The organism is Devosia sp. RR2S18 (assembly GCF_030177755.1).
In the GTDB taxonomy this organism is placed as follows: Bacteria; Pseudomonadota; Alphaproteobacteria; order Rhizobiales; family Devosiaceae; genus Devosia; species Devosia rhizosphaerae.
Genome location: NZ_CP126539.1, coordinates 520,001 through 545,467, shown reverse-complemented (window position 1 = coordinate 545,467; position 25,467 = coordinate 520,001). Strand labels below are relative to the sequence as shown.

The following is a 25,467-nucleotide window of genomic DNA, read 5'->3' as shown; positions in this document are numbered from 1 at the left end:
CCCGGGCTTTTTGTTTGCGCCTCGTGCAGAAGTGGCAAATAGTCCTGCAATTGGTGCACCGGCCCGGAGGATGGCTATGGCTCAATATACATCGACCCTGCCAAGGCAGGTTCTCGTTGAGGCGACCATCGCCGCACCCATCGATGAGGTTTGGCGCGCAGTGCGCGAGCCCGAACGCATCGCCACCTGGTTCGGCTGGGAGGCTTCAACCCTGGAGGAGGAGATCGCCTTCATCTTCCTTGATCATGCAGCAGCCGACGAGGCGACGCATACGATCCGCTTCGAGGAGTGGCAGGGCATTGCTGATGGCTTTGAGCTGACCGAAGAGGATACGACCACTCGGCTAGAGATCCTGCGCTACAACGCCCCACCGGTCGACATCGAGACGTCCTATGACGGAATGGTTGAAGGCTGGATCAGTTTTACCGAGCAACTGCGTTTTGCACTGGAGCAGCATCCCAGCGAAGCCCGGCGCACCATCTATCTGGCAGGGGCGGCCAAGCCGGCGAGCCCGCCGCCTTCGGTGGCACTGGGTCTTGCTGAGGTAGCCGACAGCGCAGAAGGGAGCATCTTCGAGGCGGTGCTGGACACTGGCGACATGCTCAACGGTGCCGTGCGGCGCAGGACCCGCTACCAAACCATCCTCGAGGTGGGCGAGTGGGGCCGCGGCATGCTTGTTGTCACCGATATGGACGTAACTGAAAAACGTCGCCATGGCGGCGGCTCGCTCCTTCTGACCACCTATGGCATGGTCGACAGCGAGTTTGCCGATCTTGAGCGCCGCTGGTCCGAGTGGTGGACCAGCCGCTATTCTTCGGACCAAGCCTAAGAAAAAAGCCCGGCTCTCGCCGGGCTTTTTTTCATCAGTAGAGCACGTCGGGCAGCCACGTGATCAGCTGCGGGAACGTGAACAGCAGTGCCAGCGCGATGATCTGCAGGATCACGAACGGGATAACCCCGCGATAGATCATGCCGGTGCTGATCCGCGAGGGTGCCACGCCGCGCAAGTAGAAGAGCGCAAAGCCGAACGGCGGCGTTAGGAAGCTGGTCTGCAGATTCACGCCGACCATCACGCCCAGCCAGATCGGATCGACGCCCAGGGCCAGCAACACCGGCGCGGTGATCGGGATCACAATGAAGATGATCTCGAAGGTGTCGAGGATGAAGCCAAGCAGGAACATGATGGCCATGACGATGATGGTGGCGCCGATAGCGCCGCCCGGCATGTTGCTGAGGAACTCATGCACCAGGTTGTCCCCGCCCATCATGCGGAAGACGATGGAGAACACCGCGGCACCAAACAGGATGATGAAGACCATCGAGGTGATGGTGGCGGTCGAAATCACCACCTGCCGGAGGATGGAGAAGCTGAGCTTCCAGCGCAGCGCCGCCAGGATCAGCGCACCAACCGAGCCCACCGAAGCGGCCTCTGTTGGCGTCGCCACCCCCGCCAAAATCGAACCCAGCACGGCGATGATCAGCAGCAGTGGCGGCAAGAGCGCGACCAGAACTTCGCGCGCGAGGTCCTTGCGCTCCTCGGGTGGCACCGGGGTAGCCGGCGCAGATTTCGGATCGATGATCGCCTTGACGATCACCCAGCCCATGTAAAGAGCGACCAGCAGAATGCCCGGCAGAATGGCACCGGCAAACAGTGCACCGACCGAAACCGGCTCGGGTGCGAAATTGCCCTGCTCCATCTGCACTTGAGCGTTGATGCCCGAGAGCATGTCACCCATAAAGATGAGGACCGTCGAGGGCGGAATGATCTGCCCCAGCGTTCCCGAGGCGCAGATGACGCCAGTCGCCAGCTTGGGATCATAGCCGGCGCGCAGCATGGCCGGCAGCGAGATCAGGCCCATGGTGACAACGGTGGCGCCGACCACGCCAGTCGATGCAGCCAGCAGCGCCCCGACCACCACCACGGAGATCGCCAGGCCACCGCGCAGATTGCCGAAGAGCTTGCCCATGGTGAGCAGCAACTGCTCGGCAATGCCCGAGCGCTCCAGCATAACGCCCATGAACACAAAGAGCGGCACCGCGACCAGCACTTCATTGGTCATCAGACCGATATAGCGCCCGGCTAGCGACCCGTAGTTGGACGGATCGTAGACGCCCAGCCACCAGCCCACGAGACCAAAGATCAGCGCGGTACCGGCCAGCGAAAACGCCACTGGAAAGCCGAGCATCAGGACGCCGATGACGCCCACGAACATGAGGCCAGCGAGGATCTCGCCAATCAAAACGGGATCCATCAAGCAGCTTCCTGTACGTCGTGCGGAATGTAGCGGAGCTTCTCGGGCAGCAAGGTTTCCTCACCCCGCAGTACCAGAATGGCGCGGGCCGCCATGGCAATGCCCTGCAAGCCCACCAGAATGGCGAAAACCACAATGAAGCTCTTGAGGATGAACAGCCCCGGCATGCCCCCGATATTGCCCGACCCCTCGTAGTAGCTCCACGAGCGCGCCACCGCGGGCCAGCCATACAGCAACACGACATAGATGAAGGGCAGCAGGAAAAACACCACGCCGAAGAGGTCCGCCATTGCCTTGCGCCGCACCGAGGCCGGCCGGTAGAAAATATCCACCCGCACATGGTCGTCCCGCAGCAGCGCAAAGCCGGCGACACCGGTGAACATGGCCCCGCTCAGCCAAACGTAAAGGTCCTGCATCCACAGCAGCGAGGTGCTGAAGAAGTAGCGTTGCACCACCACGGTGAAGCACACGAGCACACAGCCCAGCGCCAGCCAGGATAGCACCTGCCCTACCAGCCAGTTGAGCGCACTGATGCCCCGAACGAGCACCGCGAGAAATCGCACCGAAGAGTCCTCCCCCAGCACGCGCAACCGGCTCGGATTGCCCCCCGATAGTGCCAGTCGCGCGGAATAGTCGTGGGTTCGATTGAACATTTCCAAGGGAAGAGGTCAACACGAGAGTCGCGGCAAACGCTGGCCATACGCAGCTTCTGTGGTGACTTGCCGCACAAAGATGCTATGTCGCGGGCGCCGATGAAGCGGGCCAAGCGGGGAGAGCTGTCGATGTTTGTTGTGGGCGGAGAGAGCCTTATCGATCTCAAGGCGGAGGTGATGCTGCCCGACGGGCAGATCGCACTCCGCGATGGCGAGGGGCAGATCGTGATGACCGCCCATCCCGGCGGCTCGCCCTTCAACTGCGCCATTGCCCTGAGCAAGTTGGGCAACCACACCGGCTTTCTCTGCCCGATCTCGGCGGATGCCTTCGGCGACTATCTCCTTGGGCCCCTGGCAGACGCGGGTGTCGTGCCCCTCCTGCCCGAGCGCGTCCCCGAATACACCACGCTTGCGGTGGTCAATTTCGATGACAACCACAATGCACGCTATGGCTTTTATCGCCAGGCCGACGGCGCCATCGATGCCGACAAGGCCGTGGCGGCCCTGCCCGAGGCGCTCGCGCTTTACCAGATCGGCGGCTTTTGCCCCATCGATCCCGACGAAGCCGAGGCGTGGGTGCAGGTGGTCGAGACGGCAATCGCGCGCGGCGCGACAATCTCCATCGATCCCAATGTGCGCCCTAGCCTGGTCAGTGACTTCGCCGGCTACAAGCAACGGCTCGGCCGCTTTCTCGATCTCGCCCATTTGGTCAAGGTGTCCGAAGAGGACCTTGCCGCCCTTGATCCCGAACGCTCCCTGGAGCAGCACGCCGCCGACCTCCTGGCCCGCCCCAATTGCGAACTGGTGGTGGTGACCCTGGGCGAAAAGGGCTCGCGCGCTTTCACCGCCAGCGCCTCGGCCAGTGCCGCCATCCACCAGCCGCCCGTTTTCGGCGACACGGTGGGCGCCGGTGACAGCCTCATGGCCGGCATTCTCACCTGGCTCGAGGAGCGCGACCTCCTCGCCCCCGGCAATCTCACCGCCTTGAGGGTCGAGGAACTCGCCCAGATGCTGCACTTCGGTGCCGTCGTTGCGGGCATCAATTGCGGGCGCAAGGGGTGCAAGCCGCCCACCCGCGCCGAGGTGGATGCGGTGCTCGCCGTTTAATCCCTACCACTTCTTAACATTTGCGTTAGTTGCCAGCGGCTGCAGCCTCTGCTCTCATCGCTCCCGCGTTCATATGCGGGGGGTATAATGCGGCGGTGGCTCTGGGTCGGTGGCATTCTCGTCGTGGTCGGCCTGGGTGCTGCCCTGTTCTTCCTCCGCCCGGTCGAGGGGCCGCCGCGCGACCTTACCTTGGTGGGTGACGTTGAACGCGGCACCTATCTTATCCGCATGGCCGGCTGCGTATCCTGCCATACCGATGCAGCCAACGGCCGGGCGTTCCTGTCCGGTGGCGCCAGGCTCGAAACACCTTTCGGCACCTTCGTGCCTCCCAACATCACCGCCCACCCCGATGCGGGCATCGGCCGATGGACATTGGCCCAGTTCAGCGATGCCTTGAGCAATGGCATGGGGCCCCAGGGGCATCTCTACCCCGCCTTTCCTTATGAAAATTACACGCTGATGACCGATCAGGAGGTGGCCGATCTCTATGCCGCCCTCATGGCCAGCGACCCCGTTGCCGAGCCGGCCCCACCCCATGAGGTGCCTTTCCCCTTCAATGTGCGGCTGGCGATGGCCGGCTGGAAGAACCTCTTCTTTGATCCCGGTCGGTTCGAGCCTGAAGCGGGCCGCTCGGAGAGCTACAATCGCGGCAAATACCTCGCTTTGGGTCCAGCGCATTGCGCCGCCTGCCATTCGCCGCGCAACGCCTTGGGTGCCCTCGATTGGGACCGCGCGCTCACCGGCTCACCCGGCGGCACCGGTGGCCGGGCCCCGGCGATCACCCGCGCGGCACTGCTCGAGGAGGGCTATGATGTTCCCACCCTCGTGCAGACCTTGCGGGATGGGTTCACGCCGGGTTTCGACGTCCTTGGTGGTCCCATGGGCGAGGTCATCGCCGATTCCACCTCGCACATGACCGAGGAGGACTTGACCGCCCTTGCCGAATTCCTCCTCGCCGAGTGATCCTCTATAACCGCTTGGCGATGAGGTCGATCTCCACCAGCGCCCCCACCGCCAGCGCCGTCACCCCGATTGTTGTCCGTGCCGGCAATTTTCCCGGCGCGAAGAAACTCGGCCAGAGTGCATTAAGAGCGGCGTAGTCGCGTTCGAACTGCGTAAGATAAATGCGGGCCATGGTGACATGCTCGAGGCCCAGGCCGACGCCGCCCAGAACGATTTGGAGGTTCTCAACCACCCGTCGGGTCTGCGCCTCGATACCTTCGGGGAGCGGCGCGTCGGGCGCTTCGGGATTGGTGGGCATCTGCCCGGTGATGAACACCCAGCCATCTACCTCGACGGCATGAGAGAAAGGCGCCACCGGGCGCGGCCCCGAAGCAATCATGTGGTGTAGCATCTCGTTCATCGGTGTCTCCATCGTCATTTTATGGAGACTTCACGGCCCGCTGTTCTCCGTCAACCGTGCTGACCCGCCAATTGACGGCAACTTGCCCTTGGTCTCAGGTGTTCCCACATCAAGCGGCGAGAACTGGAGATAGCGCATGTCCCAAGAGCACAACGTCACCCGCGAGGATGGGCCGACCCGCGGCCGTTACGTGATTCATCTGGCGCCCGGCTATGAGGCGGAGATGACCTTCACCAAGCAGCAGGACGGCACCATTGTCATCGACCACACCGGCGTGCCGCGGGAATATGAAGGGCGCGGCATTGCGGCCAAGCTCGTCCACAAGGCCATCGAGGACGCCCGTGAGCAGGGCTTCAAAATCACCCCGGTCTGCTCCTATGTCGTCGCCCAGTTCCGCCGCCATCCCGAATGGCGCGACCTGCAGGCCTGAGCCGGCTAGAAACCGTAGCGGATGCCGTCCAGGCCGTCGGCCTGGATCGTCTCCAGTTTGGCCCAGTCCACTGTTACGGTCGGCGCTCCGTAGGCATAAGACGAGACTTCATAGGGCAGGAACTGGATGACCAACCCATAAGGGTTCTCGAAGCTCCAGCGTCGCGGATCCACCACGATCTCGGCGATATCGGCCTTGTCCTCCACCTGCAGCGCCTCACCGTGCTCTGCCTGCAACTGCTCCCAGGCGGCATCAAGCAGGGTTTCTTCCCACTTCTTGCCGGCGAATATGTCCGTAGCGCGAAGCTCCCGATCTTCCGGCACCAGATAGTGCACGTAGAAGATGCCGTAATTGCCATGCGCCGCACCGTGCCCATACCAATAGGTGCTCGCTTCAAGCGTGATGCGCTCCGTTCCGGCGATCTCCTTGATGCTTACCGTAGTGGAGGTGTCCGAAGTTGCATCGGAGAGGGCGTATTCATCATTGCTGGCGCCGTCTTCGTTGCTGAACTCACGCCCAAGAGCTTGCACAAACGGGTTGAACCGGTCCGCCAGCGGGTCGTCGCCATCGAGTACCGGCACAACCATCTCATGGGTCGCCACCGGCCAGTTTGACTCGGGGTTGCCAGCTTCGTCCGGGTCCTGCAGGGCGCGATAGCGCGTCTCGGGCAGGAAACGATGCCCACCGATCATGCGACTCTGCTCCAGCGCGTCGATGCGGCTATTGAAATTGCTGACCAGACAGCTCTGCCCCCGTTCATCATAGCTCCCGGTCGAGAGCGCTTGTGCATCGCTTGTGCAGGCGCGGCGCACAAAGTCGAGCCACTCACGCTGGTCGGCGCGAAGGTTGTCTGCAGCCCCGTCGGTCAGTCCGCCCAGAGCCGTGGCGAAGGCCTTGGCCAGGATCTCGTCGGCACGCGAGAGATCGGCATTCTCGCAGATGGCGCGCTCAAAGGGTGTCTCTGCCTTGGCGCAGTCAAAACTCGCCCCCACCGCCGGACTGACCAGAAAACCAGCCGCAACGACGCCCACAAGTCCAGCCCAAAGCTTCATGATCTCACCCTCTTGCGCCCGGGACTATACACCGGGCGTAGGAGCGGGCAATCGCCTCAAACAGACGTTTGGCTCAAGCGCGGATTTGCGCCATCGGGGAGAGGAATTGTTGGGCGGCACGCAGCTCTTCAGGCCGCAATTCGTGTCCGCCCTGATGCCACACCAACTGGGCATCGGCGCCGTTGCGACGAAAGTACTCTGCCAGTGCCTCCGTCATGGCAGCGGGTGCCATCGGGTCGCGCACGCCCCCCGTGAGCAACACCTTCCTGCCGGTGAAATCAGCAGCATGCGGCTCGAAGGGGATCAGCGGATGCATGAGTACGCTGGCGTCGAAGAGATCGGGCGCCTTGAACAGCGCTGATGCCAGGATATTGGCACCATTCGAATAGCCCAGGCCGACGACCTTGCCCGATCGACCGGCCTGCTGCTCGCGGACAAAGCCAATCATCGCCTCGGTTCGGTTCGCCAGATCCGCCATGTCATAGACACCCTCTCCCGTGCGGCGGAAATACCGCGAGGCGCCGTTCTCACTGACATCGCCTCGTGGCGCGACAATGCGGCCACCCGGCAGCAGCTCGCCGGCGAGGTCGAAGAACTGGTTTTCATCGCCACCGGTGCCGTGAAACACCAGGAACAAGGGGGCGGCTGGATCGTCGCTACCACCCGTGCGGAAGACGTAATTGGCCATGCGAGGGCTCCTTTTTGCTGGCACCGATATCGGACAGGCACGCTATCCGAACAAGCCGAACTACCGTCACGCACTGTTGCCGATTGAGAAACAGTGATGATCAGGGCCGGATGGCCAGCCCTTCCTTCCGCACGATCTCGGCCTGGTAGGCAATGTCTGCAGAACTGGTCCCCACCATCAGGTGGAACGTTCCCGGGTTGACCCGCCAATTCCCCGCCTCGAGGTCGAAAAAGGCGAAGTCGCGCGGCTCTAGGTTCAAGGTGACCGTGGCGCCTTCTCCCGCAGCCAGACGCCCCTTCTCGAAGGCCTTGAGCTCCTTTTGCGGGCGCGGAACGCTGGGGGAGGCTTCCCCCACATAGAGCTGGACCACCGTAGAACCGGCACGCGCGCCAACATTGGTCACCTTTATCCGAACCGCGACGCGGCCTTCCGCTTCGAAGCGGCTAGTGTCCACCACGAACTCGCTGAGCTCGAATTGCGTATAGCTCAGCCCAAAGCCAAAAGGAAAAAGCGGCGCCACGCCAACCTTTTCGTAGTGCCGATAGCCAATGAAGACCCCCTCCTCATAGCGCACGTGTCCATCGAGCCCGGGATAGACTTCCCGGTCTTGCGAATGGGTCGGGTTATCGGTCCAGCGCACCGGAAAGCTCTGCGGCAACCGTCCGCCAGGCTCTGCCCGTCCCGTTAGCACATCGGCAATGGCATTGCCGGCCTCCTGCCCCGGATACCAGGCCTCCACCACGGCCGCGACATCGTCGATCCAGGGCATCTCGACTGGTCCGCCCGTTTGCAGCACCACCACTGTCCGCGGATTGGCAGCCGCGACGGCGGCCACCAATTCATTCTGTCGCCCCGGCAGTTGGATGCTGGGCAGGTCCGAGCCTTCGGTGTCCCACTCGCCGGTTCGCCCAATGCAGACCACCGCCACCTCTGCTTGTCTTGCAGCTTCCACGGCTTCGGCAATGGCTTCGTCGCCGAGTGGCAGACCAATGCCGGCGCGGAAGGCCGCTAAGCCGAGCCATCGAGGCGGCTTGGTCGCGAACTCAATGGCGAGGCGGTAGCTCTGGCCAGCTTCAAGCCAGGCTGCGCCGACGACCTCGTCATTGCCTTCCTCGAAAAAGGTGCTGCCCGGCGTCCAGTTGGTCCAGCTGTCGACCACCACCTCGCCGTCGACCAGCAAGCGGCTGAACCCGGCGCTGAAGAGTCCCAGCTGGTGTAACCCGCTTTTCTTGGGCACGAAGGATCCGGTCACCCGTGCCGAAAAACTCTGCGGATCAACCTTGCCGTCGCCAACGCCGCCCACCCAGAAGGCTTCGGCATTCTCGTGCTCTTCGATATGCACTGCCTGGCCCGCCAATTCGGTATTAGCGAAGAACTCGGCGATGAAGGAGCCCTCCAAGAGGGGCTGGAAGCGATGATTGGTGGCGCCTTCGGCATAGATGACGCGGTCATCACCCAACGCCACATGCAATCCATCATAAGGACTGATTCGGTAATGTGGATTGAGCTGCGCGCTGCCCCCGCCCATGATCTGCGCCGTCTTGGCATTGGGGCCGATCACCGCAACCTTGCCGATACTCGCGGGCAAAGGCAGCACGCCAACATTTTTGAGCAACACCATTGCCTCGGCACCCGCCTTGCGGATAAGCGCCCGATGGGAGGCCTTGTCGTCGGCATATTCGGCTGGCGGCCGGCGGTCGTCCAGCGCCCGCGTCCGCTCCATCAGCCGCAACACGCTGAGCGCCCGCGCACGCACGGTCTCGCGCGAGACTTGCCCTGCCGTCACCGCATCGACCAACTTCTGACCACGGTCACGCGTTGGTCCGGGCATCTCGAGATCAAGTCCGGCATTCACCGTCTCGGCTGTGGAGTGCGAGCCGAACCAATCCGACATCACGAGGCCGTCGAACCCCCATTCGCCCCGCAAAATGTCGTTCAGAATGCGTTCATTTTCGCTCGCGAAGGTGCCGTTGAGCTTGTTGTAGGCGGTCATGACAGCCCAGGTTTTGCCCTCCTTAACCGCCGCTTCGAAAGGCACGAGGTAGAGTTCTCGCAGCGCCCGCTCATCTATATCAGAAGAAATGCTGGTGCGCTCGATCTCGCTTTCATTGCCCACGAAGTGCTTGATTGTCGCGCCCACGCCACGGCTTTGCAGCCCCTTGATATAGGCGACCGCGAGCTTCGCCGTTAGAACGGGATCTTCCGAGTAGCACTCGAAGTTCCGGCCATTGGTCACACTTCTATGCAGATTGACTGTGGGCGCCAGCAAGACGTGAGCGCCCTTGGACCGCGTTTCCTCCGCCAGCGCATCGCCCACCTGCCGCAGCAGATCGACATTCCACGTCGCCCCCAGCGCGATTCCAACCGGGAAACTCGCCGACTTCACCCCACCAACCAACCCGCCACCACCGCGCGCTCCGTTGGGTCCGTCGGTGACGCGCAGCGTGCCGATGCCGAGATGCTCCATGCCACCAACGGACCAGAAATCCTGGCTTGAAAGGAGCGAGACCTGCTCCTCCAGGGTCATGGCATCGGCAAGCGCTTCGATCCGGCTCATGGCGAAAGTTCTCCTGGCTCCGCAGGCTTCCTACATCGCGCAACGGCGCGCTCGCGTCAAAGCTAGCGCACGAGAACTATTCGGAGCCCCGCTGCGAGGCCTTTTGCTCTTCTTCGACTTCCTTGAGGAGGCGCTCGCGGGGATCGCCCTCGAGCTTTTGCCGCACCCGCTCCACTTCTTCGTCACTGATTTCGGGTGGAAGGGAGCTGTCGTCGGGAATGCCGCTCCCGGTCTGAGCAACCGTGCTATCGAGCGGACGATCATTGGGTCCGGTGCTGAGCTTTCTCTTGTCGTCGGCCATCGGCAATCTCCTTCGAGCGGAGCAATAGCCGGAGAAAGGACAGGTTCCCCACCACGTCAGAAGTTGATGTCGCGTGCCCGAAAAAGGCAAAGCCCAGCGAGCCATGAGAGCTCACTGGGCTTTTGTTGGTTGCGGGAGCAGGATTTGAACCTGCGACCTTCAGGTTATGAGCCTGACGAGCTACCGGGCTGCTCCATCCCGCGTCAAACGTCAGCTATTACACCGGTTTGGGCCAAAGCCCGCCGGACCAACGCCGTCGACGTGAGGCGTATATAAGGACCTCCCGCGGAGACCTCAACCCCCAAAAGGCTTCCTGTGACGCTTTTTTGACGCAGGGCGTTTTTGTCCCCGCCAGCGCTGTCATTTCGGGCGGGGTTAAGTAGTGTGGCGCCAGTTTTTCTAGAGCACCGAGTACGAATGATGAAGCTGAAGCGGTTGGGCAGAACTGATCTTGAGGTCAGCGAAATCTGCTTGGGAACCATGACCTGGGGCAGTCAGAACACCGAAGCGGAAGGACATGCGCAGATTGACCTGGCGCTCGAGGCTGGCGTCAACTTCATGGACACGGCCGAGCTCTATGCCGTTCCTGGCAGCCGTGAAACTTCCGGTCGGACCGAAACCATCATCGGCAAATGGCTGAAGAATGCAGGCAAGCGCGACCGGTGGATAATCGCCAGCAAGATCGCCGGCGGCGGCAATAGCTTCATCCGCAATGGTCAGCGCGCCGACGGCGCGTCGATCCGCATTGCTCTCGAGGACAGCCTCAAGCGATTGCAGACGGATTACCTTGATCTCTACCAGATCCACTGGGCATCGCGTGGCAGCTACAACTTCGACAATGGCTGGAGCTATGCGCCGCATATGCAGGACACTGCAGATGTCATCGACAATATCACCGACATGCTGGAGACGCTCGGTGATCTGGTCAGTCAGGGCAAGATCCGCCATGTCGGGGTTTCCAACGAGACCACCTGGGGCATCGCGCAGTGGCTTCGCATCGCTGAAGAGCGCAATCTGCCGCGCCTCGTATCGGTTCAGAATGAGTACAGCCTGATACGTCGGCAATTCGATCTCGACCTTGCCGAACTCAGCCACCACGAAGATGTAGGCCTGCTGGCCTATTCGCCGCTTGCAGCCGGGTTGCTCACGGGAAAATATGCGGGTGGGCAGATCCCCCAAGGCAGCCGCGCCGCCTATCAAAAGGCGTTCTGGCGCCTGAACCCGATCTCGGAAGCCGCTGCCAACGACTATGTCACCTTGGCCAAGCGGCACAACCTTGATCCGGCGCAGATGGCAATCGCCTTCGCCCTATCCCGTCCCTTCATGACCTCGGTCATTGTGGGCGCCACCAGTACGGCCCAACTCTCCAATGCCTTGGCGGCACAGGACGTGACCCTGTCGCCTGAAATCCTCAACGAAATCGAGGCGATACACCGCCGCTATCCTCGCCCAATCTGATCTCTCGCGCGGCGAGCGGATCACGCTATAAGAGGACGATGGAGGCCAGGCATGACGCTGATTTCGACCCTTTTCCCGCTGATCTGCTACCTAGCCTACAACATCGTGGTGCCGCAGGTGGAAAAGCTGCGGCCCTCCCTATCGGTGATCATGAACCTGCAGCGCCGCCGGTGGGTGGCCAACGCGGCCCGCCGCGACACACCATTCGACGCCATTCTCTCTGGCAACATCATGCAGTCGGTCAGTTTCCTGGCGTCGACCGCGGTTCTCCTGGTGCTGGCGGTGTTCGCCGTCTTCGGGCAATTGCCGGCCCTCATGCAGGCCCTGGAGTCGCTGTCTCTCGATCGCACCTATTCCATCGTCGAGGTGCAACTGCACTTGGTCGTCATGCTGGCCATGTTCGTGCTGGCCTTTTTCGCCTTCACCCTGTCCCTCCGCCAGTTCAATCACTTCTGCATCATGTTGGGTGCCATGGACCAGGAAACCGCCAACAGCGAGGCGGAGGTGGATGCCATTGCGCGGATGAACGCGCTGGGGGCGCAGAACTTCAATAGCGGCATTCGCGCCTACTATTTCTCGGTGGCGACGGTCGCCTGGTTCGCGTCCGAATGGCTCTCCATCGCGGTTTGTGTGGCCACCATCCTCATCCTTGCCCATCGCGAGTTCTTTTCCTCGGCGCACCGCACCGCCGCCTCGGCGGCCGTGATCGCGGCCCGCCGCCATGCCGGTGAACAGCAGAAGGTTTCCTGATCGGCAGGAGCGCCCCGTTCACTCGCCGAGATGCTCCCGCAGAAACGCGGCAACATCCTTGAGGACAGGAGCGGTCCAGCGGCCGGGTACCGCAAGCGCCAGCACGGTTCCGGCGTGCTTGAGCTTCTCATAATGCCGCTCGACCACGGGCACGCCGAGGGTGCGGAGCCGTTTTGCGAGTGCCACGGTGTTGCGAGGTTGTACCAACCGATCCTGGCCGCCCGTCCCCAGAAACATCGGGGGCACATGGCTGCCGGCATGTTGGATCGGCTGAGTGTCTCGCGGATCTGGCACGGCACCAAAGGTCCGCAGGGATATCGGACCATCGAAGGGAAAGAAATCGTAGGGCCCAGACAGGCCGACAACGCATTTCACTCGGCTGAGCAATCCCGCACGGGCAAGATACGCCTCATCGAGCACCAGCATCAGGGCATTGTAGGCCCCGGCCGAGTGCCCCGCGACTGCGATCTGGTTGGGATCCCCGCCGAACTGGCCGATATGCCGCGCCACCCAGCGGAAGGCTTCAAGACCATCCTGAACAAAGCCGGGATATTCCACCTCGGGAACCAGCCGGTAGTCGGCGATAACGGTCACATAGCCCAGCGCAGCGAGGGCGCGGCCGGCAAACTCATAATATCGGCGGTCGCCGTCCCGCCACGAACCACCATAGATAAAGAACACCACCGGGCGCGGCTTCCGCATGCGTCTGGGTGCATAGATGTCCAGCTTGTGCCGATCCGCCGGACCATAGGAAATGTCATGGGCTACTCTGCACGAACTCAGGTCCTTGGGGACCAACGCATTGGCGATACTGAATAGTTTCAAGGCAACGATAACTCCGGACAGTCACGATATACGCTCCCAACGGAAGACCGGTTCAGCGCTTGCACGCCGTTGTGAGGAGATCACACTTGTGGGGATGTCCACTTGCGACAATATCTGACATTGACAATCAGCTAATGTGGTCGCTTTATGCGCCCGATAGCTCCACCGGACCTTTGGGCGCCAATGCTCGTCTGCCAGTGCAACATGATCACGTCGAAAGAGATCGAGGACATCGTCCTTGAGCTCCTCGAAGCTGATCCGTGGCAGCTCGTTGTGCCCGCCAAGGTCTACAAGGAACTCGACCGGCGCGCAAAATGCGGCGGGTGTGTCCCGAATGTGGTGGACATTATCGTTCGCGTCACCGAAAAGTACCACTCACAGCAGGCCCACCCTGAAGGCGAACTCGTGTCGCTACAAAACGGGCTTGCAAAGCTCAAGCAGCAACGGAGTGGAGTACGTCGTGAAAGGCGAAGCACAGGTCATCGAGCGGCTTAACGAGGCCCTCTTTCTCGAACTCGGCGCGGTCAACCAGTACTGGGTGCACTATCGTCTTCTTGACGACTGGGGCTACAAGAAGCTGGCGACCAAAGAACGCGCAGAATCCATCGAAGAGATGCACCATGCCGATCGCTTGATCGAACGCATAATCTTCCTAGAAGGCCACCCCAACCTGCAGCGCGTCGCACCGCTCCGCATCGGGCAAACCATCAAGGAAGTGCTCGAGGCAGATCTCGCGGGTGAGTACGAAGCACGCGAAGCCTACAAGAACAGCCGCGAGCTTTGCGCGGAACTGCACGACCACGTCTCCAAGCAGCTTTTTGACGAATTGCTGGCCGACGAAGAAGGCCACATCGATTTCCTCGAGACCCAGCTTGAACTCTACAACCGCATCGGTGAAGAGCGCTATGGGCTGCTTAATGCCGCTTCTGCGGACCAAGCGGATTAAGAGACCTGTCGAATATGATCATCCCCGCTCCGGCGGGGATTTTCTTTGAGTACAAGGATGCCCGCATGATCTATCACACCGGTCGCCTGATCGATCATGTCCACCTCCGCGCCAGAAACTTGCCAAATACGCGGTTCTTCTATGAAACGGTACTGGCGGTCCTCGGCATCAGGATCGAGGTCTCGGGCGAAGGCTGGTTCCAGGTCGATGAGTTGTTTGTCGATGCCGCGGATGCCAAGTCTGTGCCGACCCACATCCACCTCGCCTTCCAGGCCAAAGATCGATCAACCGTCGACGCCTTCTATGCCGCCGCCCTGCGCGCCGGCGGCACCGACAACGGGGCTCCAGGCGAGCGCGACTATCATCCCGGCTACTACGCCGCTTTCGTCCTTGATCCCGACGGGAACAACATCGAAGCAGTCTACCATGGCCCGGTCAGGCGCTCGGCGGACTCCATTGTGCTGGAGCCACTTCCAGGGGGCTGATCGCAATCAGTCCGGCCAGAGCACAATTGTGAGTTCCGGCCAAACCGCCTTGGCTCGTTCGCTTTTGCGCTCATGCGCTTCGCGGTTCGGCAAGGTCACGTTCGGCGTCACCCTGAAGGCGAAGATGTCATCCAAGCCGAAAGGGGCAGCGATGTGCAGCCTCTCGTCTGCCTCCAGGCGCACCGCGACCGCATGCGTCTTGGAGGCGAAGTTGAGCATCATATCGGCGCTACAGCTTAGTTGCGGATAGGCAAAACCGAACCGCTGGGGAAACCACAGATGCACGCGAGCCTGGTTGCGCACCTCCACCGGCAGGGGAATACCAGCGAACTGAACAGCAGCTCTGCGGATAACGGCATCTTCGGCTTCGTAGCTGAGATCCGTGTCATCGAAATAGACCACGTCGGCATCCTTGATGCCGGTCAGCGGCGGCCGCCCGGTAAGCGTGTTCCAGACCTTGAAGTTACCCACAAATGCTGACCGAACCAGACCAACCTTGATCTGAAGGAATTCGCCGTGATTCCTTGTCTGGCACCGAATCGCGGAGGACGGTGCCATGAACGATGCTGGAGATAAGTGGGTCGATAACGAACTAGCGGGGTGCGACCTGGGCGATGCACGGTTGAACCGGCGCCTTGGGTCGATGCTCGAAGCATTGGGGGAGCGGCCGGGGAAGTCTCTGCCGACTGCGTTTCAGGACTGGTCGAACACCAAGGCCGCGTACCGCTTCTTTTCTAATGAGAGTATCAGCGAGGATAAAATTCTTGAGGGCCACTTCGCGGCTTCGGCTCTTCGGATCCGGGCGACCGATGGCCCCATTCTGATCTTGCAAGACACCACGGAATTCTCCTTCAAGCGTTCCGCACCGGAAAAGATCGGGTTCACGAAGTTCGGGACCAATAAAAAGCGTGCGGTTTGCGGGCTGCTGATGCATGCCAGCCTGGCAATCACGCCGGATGGCCTGCCGCTCGGCCTGACAGCAGCCAAGTTCTGGTCGCGCAGCAAGTTCAAGGGTGCCGACGCTCTCAAGCGCAAGATCAACCCCACACGGGTACCGATCGATCAGAAAGAGAGCATGCGCTGGCTCGACAATCTGCGCCTTTCCTCCGAACTGACGGGGGCGCCGGAGCGCTGTGTGCATATCGGTGACCGGGAAAGCGACATCTACGAACTCTACTGCCTGGCCGAGGAACTCGGAACCAGCTTCTTGGTCCGGAGCTGCGTGGACCGTCTTGCCGAGGACGGCGACACGACCATCGCCAAGGTGATGGCGGCGGTGCAGTCTAGCGGTACGCATGAAATCCGGTTCCGCGATGCACAGGGCAAAGATCAGCATGCCGTGCTGTCAATCCGGCACGCTACGATGACGGTGCGCCCGCCAATCGGTAAGCAGAAAAACTACCGGCATCAGGAATTGCAGATTGTCTATGCTGAGGAGATCAACCCGCCTGAAGGCCGGCCTCCGGTCGTGTGGAAGCTAGTCACGAATCTGCCTGTCAAAACCCACGCGGACGCCGTGCACAAGCTCGAATGGTACGCCCTGCGCTGGAACATCGAGACCTTCTTCAAAACTTTGAAGACGGGATGCCGGATCGAGGAGTTGCGCCTGACTACGGCCGATCGCCTGGCCAACTGCATCGCGCTGTGTTGCGTCGTGGCTTGGCGCGTGTCCTGGCTGACTATACTTCGGCGCAGGTCACCGGCCGCATCACCTGCCGCTGTTTTCACCGATATCGAATGCCGGCTACTCGAGCGTTCGATGCCAGAGCGCAAGCGTGGCAACACCCGAAATCTTGACTTCTACATCACCGCCGTAGCGCGGCTCGGAGGGTATCTCGACCGAAGCTCCGACGCGCCGCCCGGAACCACGGTGGTATGGAGAGGCTTCTCTCGTCTCGCCGATCTCGTTGAAGGCGCCCGTATCGCTCAAGACCCATCATGAGCACTTATGGGTAACTGTAAGGTTCCAGACCGTATTGTAGATCGCGCCCGATCCAAGCAGCGCATCTGGAAGGCCGAGCTCTCGCATACCGCGCAGCACGGCCATAAGCACCGGATCAGCGCGGATGATCGTTTCCAACGCCCGCCGCTGCACGATCTCGCCCTTGCCGGCAAACCTGAGATGCTGCCCCATGGAGAAAAGCTAGCGCGATTCCCGCCTTGACGTCAGTCCCCGACGGGCTGGAACATGGCGTCGAGTTGCGTCAGGATCTGGTCCATAGGGGCAATCGCCTCGGGTAGCTGCTCGGGTGCTTCGGGCGCAACGGCCACATAAGGCACGCCGCTTGGGAAAGCACCAAACATCTGAAAAAAGGCGACCATGTCGTCCAATACCGGCATTCGCCAACGCCACATGGAGCCCATTGCGATCACCGGCTCCATATGCCCGAAACCTTCATAATAGCGCGTCGTAACCCACACCCCGTTCTGCTGCAGTTTCTGCGCGAACCGCTCGGTGTTCTGCATCCGCACGATGGGATCGGTGGTGCCGGTCGCCAGATACATCGGGGGCGCATCCGAGGTAACGAGATTGATCGGCTGAGTGCCTTGGGGATTTGGCGCTGATCCGAAAGCGGCCGTCACCTCCCCATATTCGAATGGATAGAAGTCGTAGGGCCCACTCAGCGCGGCTACGCCCCTGATGGTCAGTGTTACGCCATAGTCCCGCAAGAAGGAGGGATCGAGCGCCAGCATCACTGAATTGTAAGCGCCGGCAGAATGTCCAGCGAGGAACAGGCGGTTAGGGTCACCGCCATAGGTCGCAATATTGTCCTGAACCCACCGGAGCGCCTTGGCGCTATCTTCGAGAAATCCGGGATAGGTCACTTCGGGTACTAGGCGGTAGTCCGCGATGACCGTCACAAAGCCCCGCGAAGCCAGGGCGCGCCCGGCAAACTGATAGTCGGAGCGCTCGCCGCGGCTCCAGCCGCCACCATAGATGAAGAAGACGACGGGTGCTGCATCCCCTCGTTGTTCGGGCGCATAGATGTCGAGCTTGTGCCGTGGTCCGTCGGCATATGCAATGCCATCACCCACCTTGGCCGTGCCGGCATCCATCGCCGCGGGCAGGTTGAACGGGTCCATCACGGAAACAGCCTGTGCCGGCAGCGCCACGAGGGTCGCGAACGCCACAGCTAGAAAGAGGCGAAAAATCTTGGTCATGGTGCAATCGCTTGAAGGAGAACGATTCGCCTTCTACTCGGCAAAGCCGGATTTTTTGTGGTTCAGCACTGCAGCTACGGGTTTCGGAAACCCACCCAGAAATGGGCGAGGGCAGGCCTCTCGGTGCCCGAGAATTTGCCTGCCCTCTGCTTAAGCACCAACACCGTGCCTGCTTATGGTTAACGGAGTGTTACCGCCGAGCTATCGCTTAAGCCGCTCCAAGAGGCGCCCGGAGACATGTCCGTCTGCCGGCACGCCCGCCCGCGTCTGATAGGCGATCACCGCGGACAGCGTCTTGGGACCAACCACCCCGTCGGGCGAGCCGACATCATATCCTGCGCGGTTCAGCAGCGTTTGGACCTCTGCCCGTTGTGCCTTGGTGAGCGCGTAGTCACCCGCAGGCCATGGGGTGGCGAAATCGCCGCTTCCCAGGATGCGGTCGGCGAGGTGACCGACCGCCAGGGCATAGCTATTGGAATTGTTGTAACGCTTGATCACATCGAAATTGGGCAACAGCAGGAAGGCCGGCCCACTCGCCCCTGCCGGCATGTAGAGCCGTGCACTGTCGGTCGGCCGCGGGAATGGCCGGCCGGAAACCCGCTGGACACCCATGGCTTGCCACTGACTTAAGGGCGCACGCTCGATACCGCGGGCTGCCGCGAAATCGAAATTCGAGGGGAGCTTGATCTCATAGCCCCAAGTCTCGCCCGGCCGCCAACCAAAGCTTTTGAGATAGTTGGCCGTTGAGCCCAAGGCATCGGGCACCGAGTTCCAGATGTCCTTGCGACCGTCACCGCTGAAATCGACGGCGTAGCGCATGAAGCTCGATGGCATGAACTGGGTGTGCCCCATGGCGCCCGCCCAGGAGCCCACCATGTTAGTGGGGCTTACATGCCCATCAGAAACGATCCGCAGGGCGGTGAGCAGTTCGTCGCGGAAGAAATCGGCGCGATACCCGCCTTCCGTCAGTGTTGCGAGCGCGTGAATGGTGTTCTCGCCGCCCATGAAGCCACCAAAATTGGTTTCCATGCCCCAGATCGCCAGAACGATCTCGGGCTGCACACCCCAACGCTGCTCGGCCGCGGCCAGTGTCTGCGCCCACTCGCCCCACATCGCCTTGCCCTTGTTGGCCTGGGCTGCGGTGACGCGCTTGTCGAGATATTGCTTTACCGTCTGGGTGAACTCGGGCTGCTTGCGCGTGAGCTCCATGACCTTCGGGACGTAGTTATAGCCGGCAAAAGCCGCTTCGAAGCTGGAGCGGCTGACGCCGCGTGCCTCGGCTTGCGGCCAGAGACTGCGCACGAACTCCGCGCTATTGGCGAACGCCGGTGCGGCGGCGCTAAAACTCAGCGCCACGGAGACGGCCACGCTGCAGAGACGGCGCGACCAGACGGAGCGAGAAAGGGGCGAAGAGATCATCGGGGCCTCGTGATACGCATGAACCTGGGTCACAACGGACAGGTAAGGTCCGCCCACGCACCCTGCTGTGCCGCAACGGGCGCGTAACACCATTTTAACGCAGCAAATTAAGATGCGCTTAAGGCAAACCGGTTCGTGATCACGCCTTCGTCAGCCCGCCTGCGGAGCACTGTCGGGCAGAGATGGCTTGCCGCCGCGCTTCTCCCGCTGCGGCGGGGCGACATAGGTGACGTGCGGATAGGGAATTTCGATCCCCTGTTCCTCGAACACCGTCTTGACGATTTCGTTGTAGGCCCTCCCGACGGCCCAGTGGCTACCCGGCAGCGTCTTGATGCGCACGCGCACCATGATGGCGGAATCCCCAAAGGCGGTGACGCCATGGACGTCGAGCTCGTCGATGATCTCTTCCTTGTGCTCGCTCTGCATCAACCGCTCGAACGCGTCGCGCAGCGCCTGCTTCACCTGATCGATATCGCTGTCATAGGCGACCCCGATTTCCGCAATGTGGAAGGAGAAGCCGCGGACCATGTTGCTGACCTGATCGACCGATGAAAACGGAATGAGATGCACTGTTCCGCCGAGGTCCCGGATGGTCACCGATCGGATCGTGAGCTTCTCGACCACGCCGGTCTTATCCCCAACCGCGACAACGTCACCCTCGTTCATGATGTTTTCGAGCTGAATGAAGATCCCGGTGATGATGTCCTGCACCAGCTTCTGGGCGCCGAAACCGATGGCGAGACCGACCACACCGGCACCGGCGAGCAGCGGCGCAATGTTCACACCGATCTGGGCGAGCGCCAGCATGGCACCAAAGACAATGAGCGCCACCGTAAAAGCGTTCTTGAACAGGCTCAGCAGCGTCTTTTCACGCGCGGTGGGCACCTTGCCGAAATTGGGGTTGAGCCGGTATTCGATCCAGGAGGCGACCACCACATAAACGATGATACAGGCCAGCACGATCAAGGCGGCGGAAACTACGGCACCCACCACCTGCAGGCCGGCCGGGCTCGATATCCAGCCCAGGAAGTTGAACAGCGACCAAGCCTGGAGGATGGCGAGTGCCACAAGGACGATCACGGTCCACTGTACAACCTGCATCACCTTGGGAACAAAAGTGTGCAGCCGCGGCTCAAGGAGCGGCAGCCGCTCCTTGACGTCTTCGGGCAGGTGCAGGCCCACGCCGAGAAAGCGCGAGATGAAGCCGACGACCGCCGCGCCAACGAGAATGGCGATGAGCGACTGCATGGTCGCCGCGATCATGAAGGGCAGCGCGGTCTCCGGGTTGGCGAACCACAGCACCAGTAGGGCCACCAGATAGAGGATGGCGATTCCATGCCAGTAGCGGCCCAAGAGGACAAGCGCCTGCCCGAACCCGCGGTTCTCGCGCTTGGCGGCCAGGCCGTTGAGCCACAGGCGAACACCGTCTTTGGACTGCAGCACGATGAGGATGCCGATCGCGACGGCGGTCACCATCACCAGCACCTTGATCCCGTCAGACAGCACCTCCGAGAGGTTGGCGGCAACCACGGGAGCAACGAACATGAAAGTGTAACCAATTAGCGAAATCATGCGGCCCAGCCAGAACGACCAATAGGCCGCGTTGTTGTCGCCCACTGGCAAAAGCCGCAGTGTGGGAAAGCGGGGCGACAGCACCACGCGCATCGCCACTTTGATCAGTTCCACCACAAGGAATGCGTTCAGCAGCAGGGTCTGGTTGATCCCGATGCGCCCAAAGCTGTTGCCGAGAACATATAGCGCGATGACGTAGCCCGCGGCCCAGGCGAGGAGCACAGCCCCAAGCTCGAGCAGACCCGCGCCAATGGCAAAGCCAGTGCGCGCCAGGGAGCCCCGTCCTGCGGCGCGCGTCGCCAGCGGCAACTCGGCCCACGCGACCAGCAGACGCAACAAAAAGAAGCTCAGAAAGAGCGCCGCCCCGACCATCAGCAGGTTGAGGGCGAGATTTCCCAAGACGGCGTAGTCGGCTCCCAGGCTCCCGCTCAGCCCATCCTGCACCTCGCCAAAGAAGACCCCGGTGGCGACCACCGCATCCGAAGCGCCTTCCGCTATCGCCTGGGTATATTCGGCCAACTGCCGGGCGATGGAGAGGTCAACCACTTCCTCGGCGGGCTCAAGTGGCGCACCCACCGCGCGCAAGCGCTCCAGCAGGTCCGCCCGCGTTTCCTCATTCTCGATGATGGTGATGAGCTCGTTGATGCCGGCATCACTGGCGGCAGGAGCGGGCTCTTCTTCGCCCGACAGGTTCAAGCCAGGGATCTGCGCCTGAGCGATCGTCGTGAGGGAGAAAAGCGCGAGGAGGAGAACAGCAAGAAAACGCATCGAACCGCCGGATATGTGAGTCGGCGCCACCATTGCAAAGCTGGACTAGATGCGCAAATGCTCAGCGAACATCACTCTGTGCGCAGCCTTCACCGGCGCTTAACGGGAGACGGTATAGGTGTAATCACGCACAGGCGGAGTAACTCGCAGGTCATGATTACGGCGGTCCTGACGGTTCGCTCTGAAAGTGCGGATTCGATACCGCGTTTCGTCAGGCTTCCAAGAAGGTCAGTCGCTTTGGCCCTTGAGGCAGTGGGTGAAAGGGTGCTGCTGTGTGGTCCGAGAGACACTTTGCGACCCGGCTACTTCGGGTCGGCCACACTTCTCAACTTGGAGCTAGACCACGCCAACAACCGTTTCATGTGGGCCGAATTGGCGGATGCCTTTGTCTTTCCGGTCACCATTCCACTACGGCTCGACGGCGTAAGTTGTGAGCGCGAGGCTGACGCTGCCGATGAGAGCCACCCCTTCAGCCACTTTTCTATCGGAGTGCGGCGGCTCAGCGCGAAAGTTAGCGCCCGCATCTTAGCCCAAATACCCCATGAAAAGCCCGTCCGCACGTATGAAGCTCAGCAGGGCTACGACTACGGACCTCCACCGGAGGTGGACACCGGACCCGTGGTGAACAGGCGGTTGGTGAGTAGCACACGGGCCAAGCGGAACCCGGGCCTCCGCATGCAAGTTCTCCTTCGGCATGGAACCAGGTGCGTGCTTAGTGGCTGGGGGCAACTGGCGCCTGACGGAATACATGCCGAAGTTCAAGTTTGCCACATACACCGGTTGGTGGACCTCGGACCGGACGAGATCGACAATGCGGTTCCCATGACCGGGTCGGTACATTGGGCGTTCGACCATCACTTGATTGCGGTGGAGGACGATGGACGTATTTTGAAGTCGAGCCTTCTGCAACCTGGCATCAAGGCTACCCTGCTGGATTGTATCCAATGGAAACCTAAACAGGCACTGGCGAAGACCAAGCAGTACCTGCAGAGACACCGCGCCTTCTTTGTTCAGTAACTCCCCAAACGCAAAAAGCCCCTCACGATGTGTGAGGGGCTTTTTTTGTTTCGACGGTGTAATGAGAAGCTTATGGTTTTGGCAGACCTTGCAGTGACCTACTCTCCCAAGTCTTGAGACTTAGTACCATTGGCGCAGAGGGATTTGACGGTCGAGTTCGGGATGGGATCGGGTCCTGGGCCCCTCGCAAGAACCACAAGGTCAGCGAAAACCATAAGCTCGTGAATTCTGGTTTGTTTTGTTTTGCCAGTGCGCTTCCCATGCTGAAGGGCACTGGTTGGTGTGTTCTGAGCCGATCATCTGACTAGTCTATGCGGACATAGATTAATGAGAACGATCAAGCCAATCGAGCTATTAGTACCGGTAAGCTTCACACATTGCTGCGCTTCCACACCCGGCCTATCGACGTGGTGGTCTTCCACGGCTCTCAAGGGAATACTCGTTTTGAAGGAGGCTTCCTGCTTAGATGCTTTCAGCAGTTATCCCGTCCGAACTTAGCTACCCTGCAATGCGGCTGGCGCCACAACAGGTCCACCAGAGGTTCGTCCATCCCGGTCCTCTCGTACTAGGGACAGCTCTTCTCAATATTCCAACACCCACGGCAGATAGGGACCGAACTGTCTCACGACGTTCTGAACCCAGCTCACGTACCACTTTAAATGGCGAACAGCCATACCCTTGGGACCTGCTCCAGCCCCAGGATGTGATGAGCCGACATCGAGGTGCCAAACAATGCCGTCGATATGGACTCTTGGGCATTATCAGCCTGTTATCCCCAGCGTACCTTTTATTCGTTGAGCGATGGCCCTTCCACGCGGGACCACCGGATCACTATGACCGACTTTCGTCTCTGCTCGACTTGTCAGTCTCGCAGTCAGGCAGGCTTATGCCATTGCACTCAGCGACCGATTTCCGACCGGTCTGAGCCCACCATCGCGCGCCTCCGTTACTCTTTGGGAGGCGACCGCCCCAGTCAAACTACCCACCATACGCTGTCCCGGACACTGTTATGCCGCGGTTAGACATCTATGACGATAAGGGTGGTATCTCATCTTGCGGCTCCACCAGAGCTAGCGCCCTGGCTTCAAAGCCTACCACCTATCCTGCACATGCCGACACAAATGCCAGCGTAAAGCTATAGTAAAGGTGCATGGGGTCTTTCCGTCTGACCGCAGGAACCCCGCATCTTCACGGGGAATTCAATTTCGCTGAGTCTATACTGGAGACAGTGGGGAAGTCGTTACGCCATTCGTGCAGGTCGGAACTTACCCGACAAGGAATTTCGCTACCTTAGGACCGTTATAGTTACGGCCGCCGTTTACCGGGGCTTCAATTCAAGGCTTGCACCTCTCCTTTTAACCTTCCGGCACCGGGCAGGCGTCAGACCCTATACGTCGTATTGCTACTTCGCAGAGCCCTGTGTTTTTGATAAACAGTCGCCACCCCCTCTTTTGTGCCACCCCTACCGAGTTGCCTCGATAGAGGTCACGCTTATCCCGAAGTTACGCGTGCAATTTGCCGAGTTCCTTCAGTATAGTTCTCTCAAGCGCCTTGGTATGCTCTACCAGTCCACCTGTGTCGGTTTCGGGTACGGTCAATATTGGTGGAGCTATTTCCTGGAACCGGCTCATCGCACCCCCAATCCGATAAGGGGATACGAACCTGCGCGATCCGTCACTACCACCTGGCCCACGAATATTAACGTGGTTCCCATCGTCTACGCGTTTCCGCCTCGACTTAGGGGCCGGCTAACCCTGCGCTGATTAGCATTGCGCAGGAACCCTTGGACTTTCGGCGAAAGTGTCTCTCACACTTTTTGTCGCTACTCATGTCATCATTCGCACTTCCGATACCTCCACGGCCCCTCACAGGTACCGCTTCGCAGGCTTACGGAACGCTCCGCTACCGCTTGCAACAAGTTGCAAACCCTAAGCTTCGGTGCACAGTTTTAGACCCGTTACATCTTCGCCGCAGGATCGCTTGACCAGTGAGCTGTTACGCTATCTTTAAAGGATGGCTGCTTCTAAGCCAACCTCCTGGTTGTCTAAGCAATCCCACATGCTTTCCCACTTAACTGTGACTTGGGGACCTTAGCTGTAGGTTAGGGTTGTTTCCCTTTTGACAATGGACGTTAGCACCCACTGTCTGTCTCCCGGATAGTACTCTTGGGTATTCGGAGTTTGGTTAGGTTTGGTAAGTCGGTGAGACCCCCTAGCCCATCCAGTGCTCTACCCCCCAAGGTATTCGTCCGAGGCGATACCTAAATATCTTTCGCGGAGAACCAGCTATTTCCGAGTTTGATTGGCCTTTCACCCCTAGGAACAAGTCATCCCCGTCTTTTTCAACAGACGTGGGTTCGGCCCTCCAGTACGTGTTACCGTACCTTCAGCCTGCTCATACCTAGATCACTCGGTTTCGGGTCTAATCCAACTAACTTAACGCCCTATTCAGACTCGCTTTCGCTGCGCCTACACCTAACGGCTTAAGCTTGCTAGTTAGACTAAGTCGATGACCCATTATACAAGAGGTACGCCGTCACCCTTGCGGGCTCCGACTGTTTGTATGCATCCAGTTTCAGGAACTATTTCACTCCCCTCGTCGGGGTGCTTTTCACCTTTCCCTCACGGTACTTGTTCGCTATCGGTCGCGCAGGAGTACTTAG

24 protein-coding genes, 1 tRNA gene and 2 rRNA genes (1 of these 27 running past the window's edge) are annotated in these 25,467 nt (G+C 60.6%); 11 read left to right on the top strand and 16 right to left on the bottom strand.

Going from position 1 to position 25,467, the window contains the following annotated elements; all coding sequences use genetic code 11:
- The first annotated feature begins 76 nt into the window (after positions 1-76).
- Entirely contained in the window at positions 77-829 is a 753-nt protein-coding gene (locus QOV41_RS02780) for an SRPBCC family protein (RefSeq protein ID WP_284579351.1), read from the top strand.
- A 34-nt stretch (positions 830-863) separates the two neighbouring features.
- Here QOV41_RS02780 and QOV41_RS02775 read toward each other — a convergent pair whose 3' ends face one another.
- Together QOV41_RS02775 and QOV41_RS02770 are read right to left on the bottom strand one after the other, a co-directional pair.
- Positions 864-2,252, bottom strand: a complete 1,389-nt coding sequence (locus QOV41_RS02775) for a TRAP transporter large permease (protein WP_284579349.1) — start codon at positions 2,250-2,252, stop codon at positions 864-866.
- On the bottom strand, positions 2,252-2,905 hold the full coding sequence (locus tag QOV41_RS02770; protein ID WP_284581160.1) for a TRAP transporter small permease subunit: 654 nt from the start codon (positions 2,903-2,905) through the stop codon (positions 2,252-2,254). The genes QOV41_RS02775 and QOV41_RS02770 overlap by 1 nt, the downstream gene beginning before the upstream one ends.
- A gap of 129 nt (positions 2,906-3,034) precedes the next feature.
- Here QOV41_RS02770 and QOV41_RS02765 point away from each other — a divergent pair, with 129 nt between their 5' ends.
- Complete coding sequence (locus QOV41_RS02765; protein WP_284579347.1) at positions 3,035-4,012, top strand: PfkB family carbohydrate kinase; 978 nt, start codon at positions 3,035-3,037, stop codon at positions 4,010-4,012.
- Positions 4,013-4,099: 87 nt separating this feature from the next.
- The gene (locus tag QOV41_RS02760) at positions 4,100-4,975 is read left to right on the top strand and encodes a cytochrome c (protein ID WP_284579346.1); all 876 of its coding nucleotides are present in this window, start codon (positions 4,100-4,102) and stop codon (positions 4,973-4,975) included.
- A 4-nt stretch (positions 4,976-4,979) separates the two neighbouring features.
- Here the strand turns inward: QOV41_RS02760 and QOV41_RS02755 are convergent, their stop codons facing one another.
- Complete coding sequence (locus QOV41_RS02755) at positions 4,980-5,366, bottom strand: RidA family protein (protein ID WP_284581158.1); 387 nt, start codon at positions 5,364-5,366, stop codon at positions 4,980-4,982.
- A gap of 145 nt (positions 5,367-5,511) precedes the next feature.
- Between QOV41_RS02755 and QOV41_RS02750 the strand changes: the two genes are divergently transcribed.
- A complete protein-coding gene (locus QOV41_RS02750) occupies positions 5,512-5,805 on the top strand; it encodes a GNAT family N-acetyltransferase (protein WP_284579344.1) in 294 nt (97 codons plus the stop codon).
- A gap of 5 nt (positions 5,806-5,810) precedes the next feature.
- On the opposite strand, the gene QOV41_RS02745 is transcribed toward QOV41_RS02750, so the two are convergent.
- From QOV41_RS02745 to QOV41_RS02725, 5 genes are all read right to left on the bottom strand, one after another.
- Entirely contained in the window at positions 5,811-6,857 is a 1,047-nt protein-coding gene (locus QOV41_RS02745; protein ID WP_284579342.1) for a DUF3298 domain-containing protein, read from the bottom strand.
- A gap of 73 nt (positions 6,858-6,930) precedes the next feature.
- The gene (locus QOV41_RS02740; protein ID WP_284579340.1) at positions 6,931-7,545 is read right to left on the bottom strand and encodes an alpha/beta hydrolase; all 615 of its coding nucleotides are present in this window, start codon (positions 7,543-7,545) and stop codon (positions 6,931-6,933) included.
- A gap of 100 nt (positions 7,546-7,645) precedes the next feature.
- A complete protein-coding gene (locus QOV41_RS02735; protein WP_284579339.1) occupies positions 7,646-10,102 on the bottom strand; it encodes a beta-glucosidase family protein in 2,457 nt (818 codons plus the stop codon).
- A 76-nt stretch (positions 10,103-10,178) separates the two neighbouring features.
- Positions 10,179-10,403 carry a hypothetical protein gene (locus QOV41_RS02730; protein ID WP_284579337.1) on the bottom strand — a complete coding sequence of 75 codons (225 nt, stop codon included), beginning with the start codon at positions 10,401-10,403 and terminating at the stop codon, positions 10,179-10,181.
- Between the two features lie 126 nt (positions 10,404-10,529).
- Positions 10,530-10,606 (bottom strand) — tRNA-Met (locus QOV41_RS02725).
- A 217-nt stretch (positions 10,607-10,823) separates the two neighbouring features.
- Here QOV41_RS02725 and QOV41_RS02720 point away from each other — a divergent pair.
- Both QOV41_RS02720 and QOV41_RS02715 read left to right on the top strand, forming a co-directional pair.
- Positions 10,824-11,861: an aldo/keto reductase gene (locus QOV41_RS02720; protein ID WP_284581156.1), complete on the top strand. Its 1,038-nt coding sequence runs from the start codon at positions 10,824-10,826 to the stop codon at positions 11,859-11,861.
- A gap of 51 nt (positions 11,862-11,912) precedes the next feature.
- A complete protein-coding gene (locus QOV41_RS02715; protein WP_284579335.1) occupies positions 11,913-12,611 on the top strand; it encodes a DUF599 domain-containing protein in 699 nt (232 codons plus the stop codon).
- An 18-nt stretch (positions 12,612-12,629) separates the two neighbouring features.
- Here QOV41_RS02715 and QOV41_RS02710 read toward each other — a convergent pair whose 3' ends face one another.
- The gene (locus QOV41_RS02710; RefSeq protein WP_284579333.1) at positions 12,630-13,436 is read right to left on the bottom strand and encodes an alpha/beta hydrolase; all 807 of its coding nucleotides are present in this window, start codon (positions 13,434-13,436) and stop codon (positions 12,630-12,632) included.
- A gap of 183 nt (positions 13,437-13,619) precedes the next feature.
- Here QOV41_RS02710 and QOV41_RS02705 point away from each other — a divergent pair, with 183 nt between their 5' ends.
- Genes QOV41_RS02705 through QOV41_RS02695 form a run of 3 tightly spaced genes read left to right on the top strand, consistent with a single transcriptional unit; the run spans position 13,620 to position 14,867 of the window.
- A complete protein-coding gene (locus QOV41_RS02705; protein WP_284579332.1) occupies positions 13,620-13,931 on the top strand; it encodes a (2Fe-2S)-binding protein in 312 nt (103 codons plus the stop codon).
- Positions 13,897-14,382: a bacterioferritin gene (bfr, locus tag QOV41_RS02700; RefSeq protein ID WP_284579331.1), complete on the top strand. Its 486-nt coding sequence runs from the start codon at positions 13,897-13,899 to the stop codon at positions 14,380-14,382. Before QOV41_RS02705 ends, bfr begins: the two co-directional genes overlap by 35 nt.
- A 14-nt stretch (positions 14,383-14,396) precedes the next feature.
- A complete protein-coding gene (locus QOV41_RS02695; protein ID WP_284579330.1) occupies positions 14,397-14,867 on the top strand; it encodes a VOC family protein in 471 nt (156 codons plus the stop codon).
- 6 nt (positions 14,868-14,873) lie between these two features.
- Here QOV41_RS02695 and QOV41_RS02690 read toward each other — a convergent pair whose 3' ends face one another.
- Positions 14,874-15,338, bottom strand: a complete 465-nt coding sequence (locus QOV41_RS02690; protein WP_350150416.1) for a nucleotidyltransferase family protein — start codon at positions 15,336-15,338, stop codon at positions 14,874-14,876.
- An 85-nt stretch (positions 15,339-15,423) separates the two neighbouring features.
- On the opposite strand from QOV41_RS02690, the gene QOV41_RS02685 reads away from it, so the two are divergent.
- On the top strand, positions 15,424-16,809 hold the full coding sequence (locus QOV41_RS02685) for an IS4 family transposase (protein ID WP_284579328.1): 1,386 nt from the start codon (positions 15,424-15,426) through the stop codon (positions 16,807-16,809).
- On the opposite strand, the gene QOV41_RS02680 is transcribed toward QOV41_RS02685, so the two are convergent.
- From QOV41_RS02680 to QOV41_RS02665, 4 genes are all read right to left on the bottom strand, one after another.
- Positions 16,804-17,001, bottom strand: coding sequence for a nucleotidyltransferase family protein (locus QOV41_RS02680; RefSeq protein WP_284579327.1), 198 nt, complete (start codon positions 16,999-17,001; stop codon positions 16,804-16,806). The two genes, QOV41_RS02685 and QOV41_RS02680, sit on opposite strands and share 6 nt — an antisense overlap.
- A 32-nt stretch (positions 17,002-17,033) precedes the next feature.
- On the bottom strand, positions 17,034-18,029 hold the full coding sequence (locus QOV41_RS02675) for an alpha/beta hydrolase (protein ID WP_284579326.1): 996 nt from the start codon (positions 18,027-18,029) through the stop codon (positions 17,034-17,036).
- A 201-nt stretch (positions 18,030-18,230) separates the two neighbouring features.
- Entirely contained in the window at positions 18,231-19,448 is a 1,218-nt protein-coding gene (locus tag QOV41_RS02670; RefSeq protein WP_284579324.1) for a lytic murein transglycosylase, read from the bottom strand.
- 150 nt (positions 19,449-19,598) lie between these two features.
- Positions 19,599-21,788, bottom strand: coding sequence for a mechanosensitive ion channel domain-containing protein (locus tag QOV41_RS02665; RefSeq protein ID WP_284579323.1), 2,190 nt, complete (start codon positions 21,786-21,788; stop codon positions 19,599-19,601).
- A gap of 360 nt (positions 21,789-22,148) precedes the next feature.
- Here QOV41_RS02665 and QOV41_RS02660 point away from each other — a divergent pair, with 360 nt between their 5' ends.
- The gene (locus QOV41_RS02660; RefSeq protein WP_284579321.1) at positions 22,149-22,805 is read left to right on the top strand and encodes an HNH endonuclease; all 657 of its coding nucleotides are present in this window, start codon (positions 22,149-22,151) and stop codon (positions 22,803-22,805) included.
- 85 nt (positions 22,806-22,890) lie between these two features.
- Here QOV41_RS02660 and rrf read toward each other — a convergent pair.
- Positions 22,891-23,006: ribosomal RNA gene (gene rrf, locus QOV41_RS02655) — 5S ribosomal RNA — on the bottom strand.
- A 132-nt stretch (positions 23,007-23,138) separates the two neighbouring features.
- Positions 23,139-25,467, bottom strand: a 23S ribosomal RNA gene (locus QOV41_RS02650); it runs 392 nt beyond the window's last position.